General features: G+C 63.2%; 13 protein-coding genes. 6 read left to right on the top strand and 7 right to left on the bottom strand.

What is annotated here, in order from left to right; genetic code table 11:
• Nucleotides 1-13: 13 nt before the first annotated feature.
• Nucleotides 14-922 carry a LysR substrate-binding domain-containing protein gene (locus CGLY_RS05380; protein ID WP_038547108.1) on the bottom strand — a complete coding sequence of 303 codons (909 nt, stop codon included), beginning with the start codon at nt 920-922 and terminating at the stop codon, nt 14-16.
• Nucleotides 923-1,211: 289 nt separating this feature from the next.
• On the opposite strand from CGLY_RS05380, the gene CGLY_RS05375 reads away from it, so the two are divergent.
• The 3 genes from CGLY_RS05375 to CGLY_RS05365 all read left to right on the top strand — a co-directional run bounded on the left by CGLY_RS05375 (nt 1,212) and on the right by CGLY_RS05365 (nt 4,700).
• Nucleotides 1,212-1,901, top strand: coding sequence for an EamA family transporter (locus tag CGLY_RS05375; protein ID WP_144313633.1), 690 nt, complete (start codon nt 1,212-1,214; stop codon nt 1,899-1,901).
• Nucleotides 1,902-2,104: 203 nt separating this feature from the next.
• Entirely contained in the window at nt 2,105-3,415 is a 1,311-nt protein-coding gene (locus tag CGLY_RS05370; RefSeq protein ID WP_038547102.1) for an SLC13 family permease, read from the top strand.
• 109 nt (nt 3,416-3,524) lie between these two features.
• Nucleotides 3,525-4,700, top strand: a complete 1,176-nt coding sequence (locus CGLY_RS05365; RefSeq protein WP_038547099.1) for a calcium:proton antiporter — start codon at nt 3,525-3,527, stop codon at nt 4,698-4,700.
• Nucleotides 4,701-4,724: 24 nt separating this feature from the next.
• On the opposite strand, the gene CGLY_RS05360 is transcribed toward CGLY_RS05365, so the two are convergent.
• The 3 genes from CGLY_RS05360 to CGLY_RS17090 form a co-directional block, all read right to left on the bottom strand.
• Nucleotides 4,725-5,354, bottom strand: coding sequence for an HAD family hydrolase (locus CGLY_RS05360; RefSeq protein ID WP_038547096.1), 630 nt, complete (start codon nt 5,352-5,354; stop codon nt 4,725-4,727).
• 12 nt (nt 5,355-5,366) lie between these two features.
• Complete coding sequence (locus CGLY_RS05355) at nt 5,367-6,290, bottom strand: arginase family protein (RefSeq protein WP_227590394.1); 924 nt, start codon at nt 6,288-6,290, stop codon at nt 5,367-5,369.
• Between the two features lie 133 nt (nt 6,291-6,423).
• Nucleotides 6,424-6,600 (bottom strand): beta-class phenol-soluble modulin, encoded by a 177-nt coding sequence (locus tag CGLY_RS17090; RefSeq protein WP_144313632.1) that lies wholly within the window; start codon nt 6,598-6,600, stop codon nt 6,424-6,426.
• Between the two features lie 368 nt (nt 6,601-6,968).
• Between CGLY_RS17090 and CGLY_RS05350 the strand changes: the two genes are divergently transcribed.
• Genes CGLY_RS05350 through CGLY_RS05340 form a run of 3 tightly spaced genes read left to right on the top strand, consistent with a single transcriptional unit; the run spans nt 6,969 to nt 9,570 of the window.
• Nucleotides 6,969-7,760, top strand: a complete 792-nt coding sequence (locus CGLY_RS05350) for an ABC transporter ATP-binding protein (RefSeq protein WP_038547090.1) — start codon at nt 6,969-6,971, stop codon at nt 7,758-7,760.
• Nucleotides 7,757-8,545, top strand: coding sequence for an ABC transporter permease (locus tag CGLY_RS05345; protein ID WP_052539712.1), 789 nt, complete (start codon nt 7,757-7,759; stop codon nt 8,543-8,545). Before CGLY_RS05350 ends, CGLY_RS05345 begins: the two co-directional genes overlap by 4 nt.
• Entirely contained in the window at nt 8,542-9,570 is a 1,029-nt protein-coding gene (locus tag CGLY_RS05340) for an ABC transporter substrate-binding protein (protein WP_038547087.1), read from the top strand. The genes CGLY_RS05345 and CGLY_RS05340 overlap by 4 nt, the downstream gene beginning before the upstream one ends.
• Here the strand turns inward: CGLY_RS05340 and CGLY_RS05335 are convergent.
• From CGLY_RS05335 to CGLY_RS05325, 3 genes are all read right to left on the bottom strand, one after another.
• The gene (locus CGLY_RS05335) at nt 9,555-10,316 is read right to left on the bottom strand and encodes a lysophospholipid acyltransferase family protein (protein WP_052539708.1); all 762 of its coding nucleotides are present in this window, start codon (nt 10,314-10,316) and stop codon (nt 9,555-9,557) included. The genes CGLY_RS05340 and CGLY_RS05335 overlap by 16 nt on opposite strands.
• A 91-nt stretch (nt 10,317-10,407) precedes the next feature.
• Entirely contained in the window at nt 10,408-12,126 is a 1,719-nt protein-coding gene (ilvD, locus tag CGLY_RS05330; RefSeq protein WP_038547084.1) for a dihydroxy-acid dehydratase, read from the bottom strand.
• Between the two features lie 34 nt (nt 12,127-12,160).
• Nucleotides 12,161-12,856 (bottom strand): HAD-IA family hydrolase, encoded by a 696-nt coding sequence (locus CGLY_RS05325; protein ID WP_038547082.1) that lies wholly within the window; start codon nt 12,854-12,856, stop codon nt 12,161-12,163.
• Nucleotides 12,857-12,868: the final 12 nt, after the last annotated feature.

Here is a 12,868-nt window from a genome sequence, read left to right as displayed (position 1 = left end):
TGGGTGGTGCTCTTCAATCCTCGCCAAGATCTGTCACGGGCGTCCGAAGCCGGATGAGCTCCACCAACGTGCCGAGTGCGGCTGTGTTCTCCGCCCCCGCAGCGGTACAGAGCAGGAGCTGCCGTCCTGGCTGTGGACTACCGGTCAACGGAACGCGGACGGCGAGCGAGCGGTAGGTAGCGAACCTCGACGTCAAACTGACAGCACCAGTGGCTGCAACCAGATCCGACACCGCTTGCGTGTCCTGCGCATAGTGCTGTACTTGAGGTGTGAACCCGGCGGCGTGACAGGCACTGAGAATCTCCTCATGACCTGAGCGTTCATCACCTGGCAGGACCCAGCGGTCCTCTGCCAGTGTCTTGAGTGAAATCCCGGGGCGTCCGGCAGCGGGATGCTCCGGAGGGACCAGCGCGTCAATCGGTTCAACGATCACTGATCTCTGGTGGAATCTGCGGTCACTCTGCGGCGGAACCCCGGCCCGGGCGGGAACGAGGCAAGCATCGAGCTGGTCGGCGATGAGCTGGTCAAAGCACCTTGGAGCATCAACCTCTGACAACCGGATGCTCAGCAGCGGGTGCGCTGCTGACAAATCACCGAGGAGAGGAACCACAAGCCTGGACAGAGAGGTGGGGATCGCTCCGATCCTCAGCCGTCCACCGCCGTCTGATTCTTCAGTTAGCGAGGCCCTCGTCCGCAGCCATGATGTCTTTACCTCGTCGGCATAGGAGACCAATCTGCGCGCCGCGGCGGTCAACCGCACTTCTCTACCGTGCTGCTCCAATAGTTGAACGCCCAGCTCGTCGGCCAGGCTGCTCAGTTGTCGCGAATATCCGGAGGGACTGCGGTAAAGCAGCTCGGCGGCACCGGTGATAGTTCCTACCCGGTCGAGAACGCGCAACAGCTCCATACGTCGATCAAGCATGAACCCAGAGTAAACAATATCGTTGCTTAACAGGAACTAGACCGCACAGAAAGTCCACCATAGTGTGAAACCCGGGAGATCCGGGAAGGAGTGAGGTCTTATCGGTGAGGCTCTGGGGGTCATGGCAGCTGTCATGTTCGGGACATCACATTTTTTCAATGGTGTGCTGGCACGACGGACTCAGGCCGCGGTGGTGGCCATCTGTTCTCAGCTCGGCGGTGCTGTCTTATTCGTGGTCTGGTTAGTACTGACGCTACCGCTCTCGGGAGGCTGGCCTCCCGGTACTGACATGCTCTGGGCAGTGGTGTCAGGTCTCGGCGCCGGTGGGGGTGTCGGCGTTCTCTATGAAGGCATGCGGCACTGCCGGATCACCGTCGTTGTCCCGGTGACAAGCATCGTCTCCGTGGCCGTGCCTTTCCTCCTGTCGATCGTCGCCCTGGGTGAACCAGTGGAGCCAGGCCTCCTTGCCGCGGGGATGCTGTTGATCCCCGCGACCATCATGCTGAGTCGGCCTTCCCGTCGAGAGAAATGCGATGAACCGTCAGCGGGTGGTGCAACCGCTGTCGCTTTCGGTCTGGTCGCCGGTCTCGGATATGCCGTACAGCTCTTCTCCCTCAGCCGTATCGGTGGCCCTGATCCGGCGGCACCGATGCTGGTGGGTCAGCTGGTCAGTGTGATTCCCCTGGGGATGATCTTATGGATCAAGGCAGACCGTGCCCCCGTTGCTCTCATCTACCGGGAGCGTGGCAGGGCGGTAAAAGCCACGGCGGTCGGAGTCCTGGCTGCGTTAGCCATGGTCAGCTATCTCTACGCGACTCGCGAGGCGAACCTGGCACCGGTGATGGTTGCGATCGCCCTGTATCCGGCGGTCCCGGTGGTTCTTGCCTTGGTTGTGCTCAAGGAACGCCTCAGCTTGACGCAGATCAGCGGGCTGACGATCGCCGCAGTCGTCCTGCCCTTGATCAATATGACGACCTGAACCTCCGGTCGTGCTCTCCTCTATATCCCTGTGACAGTGACGTTTCCACACCGGAGTACCATCACTCCGGTCGCACGCCTCACCACGGCATGTCGCGTCGAGTCCCCGCCGCTCCCAGGCGCGGTGACGGGTCACCGCCCACCCCATGCGGTAGCCGTCCCGTACTGGCACCGGCAGCGAACTTGTTTCCCGCTAGGAGTACTGTGAGCCCGCACGTCCTGACGATCACTGTCCTGGTGCTGATCTTCCTCATCGGCACATTACGTAATGTCAACCTCGGCATTCTAGGACTTATCGGGGCATTCATCGTAGGTCTTGTTGTCCCCGGCTTCGGCGATGATGCCGGTGGCGGCGCCGACGGCGTCTTCGATCAGGTCTTCGCGGGGTTCCCCGTCGACCTGATGATCGCTCTCATGGGACTGACCTATTTGTTCGGCTTCGCCCAGCAGAACGGCACCATCGACATCATCCTCGACTGGGCGATGAAAGCAGTGCGCGGAAACCGCGCAGTGATGCCCTGGATCTTCTTCGCCCTGACCGGGGCGTTCATGTCCATCGGTGCAATCTTCGCCATCGGGGTCATCTCTCCACTGGCCATTCCCTTCGCCCGCCGATACCGCATCAACCAGCTCATGATGGGCATGATGGTCGTCCACGGGGGCATGGCGGGACTACTCTCTCCGCTGAGTGTGTACGGGATCTACGTCAACGATTTCCTGCGCAACAATGACCTCGGCAACCACCAGTGGACACTCTTCCTCATGGCACTGGGTTTCAACGTGCTGATGGGGATCATCGTCTACGTCTTCCTCGGTGGACGTCACCTCTTCGGCGCCCTCGCGCGGGCCGACCAGGATCTCGTCGACGCCGACGAGTCGGCCGGACTCCCCGCGGAGCCCGGAGCCACCACCACACGCACCCGGATCAGCTCATACCAGATCGCCACGATGGTCGGACTCGCGGCACTCGTGATAGGCGCCGGTATCTTCGGCCTGAATATCGGTGTTGTCTCACTGATCATCGGCGGCTGTCTGGCCATCCTGAAGCCGACCGCCTCCCACACGGCGCTGTCCACTGTCTCGTGGTCGACGATCGTGCTGGTCGGCGGCATGATCACCTACATCGAGGTTCTGGAGGCCGCAGGCACGGTTGACGTGATCTCCGACGCGGTCTCCTCCCTCGGAGCTCCGCTGATCGGTCTGCTCCTGCTGTGTTACCTCTCCGGGATCGTCTCAGCGCTCGCGTCGTCCATAGCGACGATCGGTATCGCGATCACGATGGCAGCACCGTTCCTGGTCAGCGGCGACTTACCTATCGCAGGGACAGCCGCGGCGATCGCCATCGCGGCCACGGTCGTGGACGTCTCACCGTTCTCCACCAACGGCGCAATGGTCCTGGCCAACGTCGACGCCGCGCACCGCGACCAGTTCTTCCGCCAGATGCTCATCTACTCCGGGGTGGTTGTGGTCATCGGACCGTTGCTGGCGTGGCTCCTGGTGTTCCTGCCGTTCTGAGTCTCCGAAATACGGTGTTAACATGGTCTGGTCACAACACTCGCCGGGACGACCCGGCCGGTTACACCCTGAGCAGGGACGACCCCGCAGAAACCCCGGGTACACAGCTATGACCAGTGCATCCGATCGCGCAGGGCACCGTAGTTCCCTGCGCGGCGCTTTCTCCTCCGCCGTCATCTTCCGTCTGGTCCTTGGTTGGGGAACCTTTCTCACCACCCTCCTGGCCCGGCCGTGGCTCCAGAGCACTCTGTCGACATCGGCGCTGACCGCCGTTCTCGTGGGAATCATCGCCGTCATCGTCATCTGTGCGTTCGGCGTCGTCGCCCAGGCAGAGCGGTTGGCTCACCGACTCGGTGATCCCTACGGCACCCTGATACTCACCCTCTCGATCGTGGTCATCGAGGTCATCCTGATCTCTGCGGTGATGCTCGGTCCGGGTGACCACACCACCATCGCCCGTGACTCCGTCATGGCCGTGTCCATGATCATCCTCAACCTGGTCATCGGAGTGGCACTGATCGTCGGTGGTCACCGCCACGGGGGCATGCTCCCCAACCGCACGGGCACCTCAGCCTATCTCTCCGTACTGGTGGTCCTGGCGACGATGGCCTTCGTCATGCCCGGCCTGATTGGATCAGATGGCACCTATACCGTGGGCCAGGAGATCCCGATCATCGTCTTCACGGTGGCGCTCTACGTCTTCTTCCTCTACCGACAGATGGGGGCGCAGCGCGGCGATTTCCAGGAAGTCGGCCAACAGCCCGCTCACCCCGCCGACGAGAACGCCGAGACGACACCGCGCACCAGCGTCCGTGACATTCTCGCCGAACACCGCCCGGAGGTCATGGCGCGCTCGGTGATCCTGCTCCTGACCGTGCTCCCCATCGTCCTGCTGTCTCACGACATGGCCACCCTGCTGGACGACGGACTGGCCCGCGCCGGCGTGCCGGTCGCGCTCTCCGGTGTGCTCATCGCGATGGTCGTCTTCCTGCCGGAGACGATCACGACCATCCGGGCGGCCCATCAGGGCGAAATCCAGCGGGTCAGCAATCTCTGCCACGGGGCGCTGGTCTCGACGGTGGGGCTGACGATCCCAGCCGTCCTGACCATCGGCATGCTGACCGGCCAGCGGGTCGAGCTCTTCGAGTCGCCGACCAATCTGGTTCTCCTGGCGGTCACTCTGATGCTGTCGGTAGCGACGTTCACCGGACGTCGGGTGACGGCTCTCCACGGCGCGGCGCACTTGATGGTCTTTTTTGTGTACGGGTTGTCTATATTCGCCTGATCCGGGCCCGCAACGATGTCAGTTTCAGGCACTCAGGATTCCACGATGGGCAAGCACATCCCTTAAGCGCTCCGCATCAACGAACTGGATCGCGGTGAAACCGAGTTCATTCGCAGTTTCGACGTTATGCACTGAATCATCGATAAATACGGACGTGACAGGGTCAATGCCGTAGCGCTGGATCAGACGTCGGAAAACCACCGGATCAGGTTTAGCTACTCCTTCTTGACCGGAGACAACAAGGCCTTCCAGCTTGCGGATGGAAGGAGCGTGACGAGGCGCGTGATGTATGGTTTCAGCCGACCAGTTAGTCAGCCCAAGCAGTCTCACACCTGTGGCCTCAAGGTCGTCGACGACCTCCGCCGTTCCAGGAACGGGCCCCGTCAGCGACCGGTCGAAGCGATCATAGTAACGCTCGATGAATTCACCGTACCGGGACCCCCTCTCGTACGCTTGGGAAATTACCTCATCCAGCGGAGAACCTTTGTCCGCCATGATGTTCAGCGCACTGAAGTCTGCGCTGTAGGAGAGCTCCTGCCATTCAGCTCTGCTCATGTCATCACAGAAGGGGAGATAAGGGTCCCAGCCGATGAGAACGTTTCCGAGATCAAAAACAACAGCCTCACATCGAAGGTCACGGGGGTTCATTATCATCAACTACCTTCCTTAGAAGTCATGTGAATCGTGCGCACATTCTCGCAGGATGTCGCCGATCAGCCCGATAACTGCCGTGGCACCTGACCGATCTGGATCCTGTGCAGGGTCATAGATCGTCACGCTCATCCCCACACAGCCTCCGGCACGAACAGCACCGCCGACAACGGCCTCCAGCTGTGCCATATCAAGTCCACCAGGTTCATCTGGGTAATCAGGCAGGCCTTGGGCGGAGAACACCACTGGATCCAGCACATCCAGATCCACATGTAGCCACCAACCGTCGGCATGTTGACGCAAGTGTTCCGCCGCAACCCGACCCGAGGTCTCCGGGCAACTGTGCATCTGATCGAGGTCCCTCGACCACACTCCCGCATCTGCGAGGCTGCCGACATTGAACCGTCGGCGCCATTCCGCGTCACGCTGACCTATCATCGCCAGACGGTGTCGATCCAATGCCGGGAGTTTTCCAGCGAGTGGGCCCGCTAGCTGACGCCCAGTTAGTCCGAGCAATAAACCGATCTCACAGTTGGCGGCTTCCCCATCCTCAACGACATCCAACGGCATGGTGTCCTCGTGCCCGTCGATAAACAACAGACCGATGCGCCCAAGAGCGTCGCGCACCCCGGTAACCACCCCGAGCAGCAGCGAACAGTCACCCCCGACAACGACAGGAAACCTGTGGGCACTGAGCGTCTCGGCCACCCTCGTGTTCAACTGCTCAGTCATCTCTATGAGGGCAGGCTCATTCAGTAAGTTTGTCTGCGCTCCTCGGACAGACTCCCCCGAGGGCAGTTGAAGATCCCCACGGTCACAGAGATCATGGGGACGCAGGGCTTCAACCAGCCCGGTCTCGCGAAGCACTGCGGCAGCGCAATCCTGATGTCCAGTCCGACCGTAGCCGTCAAAGGGCACACCAATCAGCTCGATGTTCATCAGGGGAAATGCTACCAGCCGTCAGGGACGGAGTGACAGACACGAGTTGTGCGCATTCTGCCAGATAACCGGTTAACCTTTCCCGTGCTCGCGTGACCGGCCAGCAGTCAACCGCATATCTTCCGGAACTGTGCTACTCCGCGGAGGCCTCAATAACCGAGGAACCTGCCTCCAGAGCAGAGGAACCGACACCAATCGAATCGCGGACAGTGCCCACAATGTTGGTGGCGAGACCTGCCCAGTCGCCCTCAATGGCAGAGGTGACGATACCTGCGATAGACTTTGCGAGTTCAGTGAGCGCGTCGAACATGTATTTCTCCTTGAGTGAGGTCAAAAGAACGGGTCTTGATGGTCGGTATTCGACCATCACCTGTGGACTATAAACCGGTTAGTGTGGACCGCACCGGAAAGTGTCGCGCACCACATTAGAATGTGTGCCTCCCCCATAAACACCTTTTCCCGCGAGACGTGCTATGTCAGCTCGTCCGCCACCGGAGACGCTGGAAGCTCCCGAAACGCGCGCCGGTCCCCTATGATGTCTCCAGGCAGTACGTAACCAACTGAATACCTGACCACCCACAGACACGGGGTGTCCCGCCACGCAGCAACTGCGCTGCGCCGGGGCTGAGATCACACCCGCTGAACCTGACCTCATTCACATGAGCGGAGGAATGTCCTATGCCGCCCGTCACGGCGGTGGCCGTCGACCGTGTCGACGTCGCCTACCCGCACTCTCCTGCCGTCCTGCAGGACGTCCATCTCACCGTCACCGCCGGCGAGCACGTCGCCGTCATCGGCCGCTCCGGGTGCGGCAAGTCCACACTGCTGCACCTCATCGGTGGGCTCGTCTCTCCAGCACAGGGCAGTGTGACCGTCCTCAACCACACCGACGACTCCTCACGGCTCGATCACTGTGCCCTGATGCCCCAGGGCGACAGCCTACTGCCCTGGTTCAGCGTCCGTGACAATGTTGCCGTTCCACTGCGCAACCGTGGCGTAGGCCGACGCGCGGCCCGTGCCCGAGCCGCCGAAGTGCTGGCCTGGTGCGGGTTGGAGCACCACGGTCGTCGCCGTCCCGACCAACTCAGCGGAGGTATGCGACAGCGTGCCGCGCTGGCCCGGGCGTTGCTCGCGGAGAAACCCGTCCTACTCGCGGACGAACCGCTCGGTGCACTGGACGCAATCACCCGCGCCGACATCCAGGACTGGCTCCATACCGTGCTCAGCGCACCGGCCACGGACAACATCCACAAGGCAGCGACCACGATGATCATGGTGACTCATGATGTGGACGAGGCTCTGCTGCTGTCCCACCGGGTCATTCTCCTGGCCGACGGTCGGGTGCGACAGACGTGGCCGGGATGGTTTAGCCGTCGCGCTGGACGCCCCCGGGAAGACGTCCTCGCTGATCCGGATTTCGCGGAGGCCCGCGCCGCCCTGTTGCGTGAACTCGCAGGAGGTGGGCAGTGAGTACACGCGCCCTCTCCTCCGTCGCTCCTCCCCTGGTCACGGTGGTCCTCATCGCCCTGCTCTGGGTCGCGGCAACCTCCGGGACGCGCATCGAGGACTACGTCCTCCCCTCGCCCGGGTCGGTCGTCACCGCGCTACGGGATAACTGGGCGGGACGATTGGCCCCGGCGACGTGGCTTACGCTGACCGAAACGCTGCTGGGCATCCTGTGCGGAGTGGCGGTCGCCCTGGTTGTCACCGTTGCAGCAGGCTACCTGCCGCTACTCGGACGCGCACTGACGCCACTGCTGGTGGCGTCGCAGGCGGTACCCACCATCGTGCTCGGCCCGATACTCACGATCGCGCTGGGGTACGGGATGCTGCCCAAGGTGATCGTGGTTGCCCTGGTCTGTTTCTTCCCGGTGGCGATGAACCTGTTGTCGGGTATCCGCGGAGTCGACCAGCGGCTGGTGGACACGATGCGCAGCCTGCACGGCACCCGCCACGCGGTGTTCTGGCGCCTGCGGTTCCCGTCCGCCCTGCCCGCCGGCTTCGCCGGGCTCCGGGTCGCGGTGACCTATGCCCCGGTTGCCGCGGTGTTCTCGGAGTACACCGGTTCCACCGACGGTGTGGGGTACCTGTTGCTCCAGGCCATCCCCCGGCTACAGACCGACTATGTCTTCGCCCTCGTGGTGGTGCTGACCGTCATGTCCGCCACGCTGTTGCTGCTGGCCACCATGCTGGAGCGACTCTGCTGCCCCTGGGCGGCCCACTCCCCCTCACAATCTCCGAAAGGTTCCCGATGAAACCCCTGATCAGATCCGCCGCCCTCCTTGTCACTGTGGCCACCACACTGTCGGTGACTGCCTGCGGCGGCGCGGAGGACGACAACACCGGTCACACCCGCGTTCTACTGGACTGGAACCCGAACCCCGACCACCTGGCCCTCTACACCGCCGACCACACCGGCGCTTACGATGAGCAGGGTCTGGACGTGGAATTCCTGCTTCCCGGAAACACCGCTGACGCCGCCAAGGACGTTTCCCTGGGACGGGCGGACCTGGCGATCAGCTACGAGACCGACACGATCATTGCCCGCGCCGAGGGCCTGGACGTGATCAATGTCGGTGCTCTGATCCCCACACCCCTGAACTCTCTGATCACCAAGGCCAGCTCCGGAATCACCGAGCCCAGCGACCTTGAGGGAAAATCCGTGGCCACGTCAGGGCTCCCGTCGCAGCAGGCCACACTGAACTACATCGCGGAACAAGCTGGGATCGACCCGGAGTCGATCACCATGCCCAACGTCCAACAAAACCTCAACCAGGCATTGCTCAGCGATCAGGTGGATGCCATCTTCGGCGCCTACCCCAACATCGAGGGCGTTGAACTCGCACAACGCACCGACATCACCACGCTGACAGCCGCCGAGATGGGTGTACCGTCCTCTGCGGAACTAGTGATCATCGCCAACCCCACCCGCCTCTCCGAGGACGACGCGTACGCCGACCGCGTCCGCAATTTCCTCGCCGGCACTGCCGACGGCCACGATGCGGCGATGCGGGACGCAGCCCTGGCCGTCGACGCGCTCACCCCGGAAACTGCGGGTGCCTACGACCCCGACCTGCTGGCGGCGATGGTCGAGGCGACCATCGATATCCTGGAGAAGGGCAACAGCGACGGCGACACCACCTTCGGGGTGCAGAATCCGCAGGCGTGGTCGGACTACGCCGACTGGATGCGCGAGAACGGACTGCTCGATGCGGCAACAGGAAGCAATGCGCTGATCAACGGTGCCGATGCCACCACCAACGACTACCTCCCGGCGTAGGTGCGCCTCATCGCCGCCTCATCGGCCCGGTCCTTGACCGACTGCAACCGGGCCCGTAGCGCTGAGGTTCCGGCGTCCATTTCCTCCGTGCCCTCCGTACCCTCCGTACCCTTGCCGTCCACAGTGATGGGCTCGCCGACCACGACATACACGGTCACCCGACGTCCACCCAGACGCGGTCGCTCTCCCCGGGTCCACAGTTTCTGCGTCCCGGAACACCCGACCGGAACGATCACCGCTCCGGACCGGGCCGCCATGCGTACCGCGCCGGATTTCAGCTCGCCGATCTCCTTGTCATGGCGGATCGTCCCCTGAGGAAAGACCGCGACAACCTCTCCGTCCTGCAACGCATCGACGGCCGCAGACAATGACTCCCGTCCCTTTCCCGGTGCGCGGTCCACCGCGATGCCACCGAGTTCGACGAACAGTTTCGAAATCCATCGGTTCACGAAGGCCTCCTTCTTCAGCATGTAGCGCGGTTTACGGTCGCCGCGCAGCTGGAGCGGTCCACTGACCGGGATGACGTCATAGTAGGCACGGTGGTTCGGGGCGAGGATCACGCCGCCGGTGAGCGGGATGTTCTCTGCCCCTTCGATCTCGATGCGGATATTCTGCAGGTAGAAGATCCACAGGATCATATTCTTCACCAGATCGTAGAGCGTCCGTCGACGCTGCCGGGGCGCTGCGACCGTACCGTTGGTTCTGGTGATGATGGCACGCGCCGCCCAGGACATTTCGTTCGACATGGCAAGTACCCTAGCCGCCCCTGGGGACGATCGGCCCAGAAACCCTGAAGTTCCTTGAGGAAATCGTAGGGACGGCAGGGTGCGCCGGTCCTCAGATGTTCGTGACCGCTCCCACCGACGCGGACTGCACCAGCTTGGCGAACTTCCCGAGTACTCCGTGCAACCGCGGGTTCGGTGGCGGCGTCCAGCCGTTGGCCCGGTCCGCCAGCGTCTCCTCGTCGACGAGGAGATCGATGGAGCGGGACGGGATGTCCACTCTGATGGGATCACCGTCCTCAATGAAGGCGATCGGACCACCGTCCACCGCTTCCGGAGCGACGTGACCGATGACCAGGCCCGTCGACCCGCCGGAGAACCGACCGTCGGTGATCAGCAGGACGTCTTTACCGATGCCGGCACCCTTGATGGCACCGGTGATCGCCAGCATCTCCCGCATTCCAGGCCCTCCCTTGGGCCCTTCGTAGCGGATCACGACCACGTCGCCCTTCTTCAGTTCACCGTTGAGCACAGCATCCATCGCCGGCTTCTCCTGGTTGAACACCCGTGCCGTGCCCTCGAACACCTCGGCATCGAAGCCGGCGGTCTTCACCACCGCTCCTTCAGGTGCCAACGACCCCGTGAGGATGCTCAGTCCGCCGGTCGCGTGCAACGGCTCGTCCATGCTGCGCAGAATCTTCCCGTCAGGATCCGGCGGGTTGATCTCGGCAAGGTTCTCCGCAACCGTTTTACCGGTCACGGTCAGACAGGTGCCGTCGATGAGGCCGGCGTCCAGCAGCGCGCGCATGACCACGGGGATGCCGCCGACCCTGAAGACGTCATTCATCACGTACCGGCCGAACGGTTTGAGGTCACCGAAGTGCGGAACCCGGTCGCCGACGTCGTTGAAGTCCTGCAACTTCAGGTCGACGCCCGCCTCATGTGCGATAGCCATCAGGTGCAGCACCGCATTGGTGGAGCCACCGAGGGCCATGACCACCGCCACAGCGTTGAGCAGGGATTCACGGGTGATGATGTCACGGGTGGTGATGCCCTTGCGCAGCAGGCCGACGACGGCCTCCCCGGAGCGGCGTGCGTACTCGGTGCGGTTCCGGTGGATCGCCGGCGGCGCGGCGGAGCCGGGCAGGCTCATCCCCATAGCCTCTGCGGCGGACGCCATGGTGTTCGCGGTGTACATGCCGCCGCACGCCCCCTCTCCGGGGCAGACGGCCCGCTCGATGATTCCGACGTCCTCCTCTGACATCTTGCCCGCCCGACAGGCGCCGACCGCCTCGAAAGCATCGATCAGAGTGACCTCTTTTTCCGTCCCGTCCGACAGACGTGCCTGTCCCGGCATCGTCGAGCCGTTGTAGAGGAACACCGAGGACAGGTCCAGCCGCGCCGCGGCCATGAGCATGCCGGGAATGGACTTGTCACAGCCTGCCATCACGATCGAGCCGTCGAGCCGCTCGGCGGACATGACCGTCTCCACCGAGTCCGTGATGACCTCGCGGGACACCAGCGAGTAATGCATGCCCTCATGCCCCATCGAGATGCCGTCGGACACGGAGATCGTGCCGAACTCGAGCGGGTACCCGCCTGCCGCGTGCACGCCTTCCTTGGCGAAGCCGGCGAGCTTCTTCAGGGTCAGGTTGCAGGGGGTGATCTCATTCCAGGAACTGGCGACGCCGATCTGAGGTTTGTCCCAGTCGTCGTCGCCCATGCCGACCGCGCGGAGCATGCCCCGGGCTGCCGTCTTCTCCAGGCCGTCGGTCACATCCCGGGACCGGGGTTTGATGTCTACTGGGTCTCTGTTGTCTGTGCTGTGATCCATATCCCAACTCTAGTAGACCTGACCTGTGCGACGGTTACTCCTGCTTGCTCTCGCCGTCGGCGATTGTGACGGCAAGCCGACCGTCCTGAGCCTCGATCCGGAGATCCGTGAGGTCATCAAGGACGGCGTCCGGCGCCTCACCGCGTCCGAGCGCTTCCAGTTCTTCGCGTGCGTGGGAGGTCGCCACCGCGAGTACCCGGCCACCGGCGGCGCGTCCGGCACCTAATCCTGCCGGGGCATCCTCGATGACCAGGCAGTCTTCGGGTTCGACCCCCAGTGCCTCAGCTGCTTTCCGGTACCCCTGCGGATCCGGTTTTCCCTCGGTGACGTCCTCGGCGGCAATCAGGTTCCCCGGGACGGGGAGGCCCGCCGCACTGAGCCGTGCACGCATCAATGCCTGTGAACCCGAGGTGACTGCCGCCCACATGCCGGCGGGCAGAGACGTGAGCAGTTCTGCCGCGCCTGGCAGTGCGACGACACCGTCCACGTCTCCGGCTTCCTGCGCCTCAAGCTTCTCGGCCTCGGCTGCCACCTGGTCCGCCGGGAGGAAGTCCGCGATGGTGTCGGCGGATCGGCGCCCGTGGCACACGGCGAGGACCTCGCTGGCGTCAATGGCGTGCTCGGCTGCCCAGGCACGCCACGCCCGGTTCACGGCAGGGGTGGAATCCACCAGCGTGCCGTCGATGTCGAAGAGGATGGCCGCGACAGTGAATCTGGAATCTGTACTCATCAATGCTCCCGT

This window comes from Corynebacterium glyciniphilum AJ 3170 (assembly GCF_000626675.1).
Taxonomy (GTDB): Bacteria; Actinomycetota; Actinomycetes; order Mycobacteriales; family Mycobacteriaceae; genus Corynebacterium; species Corynebacterium glyciniphilum.
This window is presented reverse-complemented; position numbering and strand designations above follow the sequence as displayed.

What these genes read in the sequence shown, in the direction of transcription:
- CGLY_RS05380 (WP_038547108.1), bottom strand. Translation starts at nt 922, where the DNA reads ATGCTTGATCGACGTATGGAGCTGTTGCGCGTTCTCGACCGGGTAGGA.
- CGLY_RS05375 (WP_144313633.1), top strand. Translation starts at nt 1,212, where the DNA reads ATGCTCTGGGCAGTGGTGTCAGGTCTCGGCGCCGGTGGGGGTGTCGGC.
- CGLY_RS05365 (WP_038547099.1), top strand. Translation starts at nt 3,525, where the DNA reads ATGACCAGTGCATCCGATCGCGCAGGGCACCGTAGTTCCCTGCGCGGC.
- CGLY_RS05360 (WP_038547096.1), bottom strand. Translation starts at nt 5,354, where the DNA reads ATGATAATGAACCCCCGTGACCTTCGATGTGAGGCTGTTGTTTTTGAT.
- CGLY_RS05355 (WP_227590394.1), bottom strand. Translation starts at nt 6,290, where the DNA reads ATGAACATCGAGCTGATTGGTGTGCCCTTTGACGGCTACGGTCGGACT.
- CGLY_RS17090 (WP_144313632.1), bottom strand. Translation starts at nt 6,600, where the DNA reads ATGTTCGACGCGCTCACTGAACTCGCAAAGTCTATCGCAGGTATCGTC.
- CGLY_RS05350 (WP_038547090.1), top strand. Translation starts at nt 6,969, where the DNA reads ATGCCGCCCGTCACGGCGGTGGCCGTCGACCGTGTCGACGTCGCCTAC.
- CGLY_RS05340 (WP_038547087.1), top strand. Translation starts at nt 8,542, where the DNA reads ATGAAACCCCTGATCAGATCCGCCGCCCTCCTTGTCACTGTGGCCACC.
- CGLY_RS05335 (WP_052539708.1), bottom strand. Translation starts at nt 10,316, where the DNA reads ATGTCGAACGAAATGTCCTGGGCGGCGCGTGCCATCATCACCAGAACC.
- ilvD (WP_038547084.1), bottom strand. Translation starts at nt 12,126, where the DNA reads ATGGATCACAGCACAGACAACAGAGACCCAGTAGACATCAAACCCCGG.
- CGLY_RS05325 (WP_038547082.1), bottom strand. Translation starts at nt 12,856, where the DNA reads ATGAGTACAGATTCCAGATTCACTGTCGCGGCCATCCTCTTCGACATC.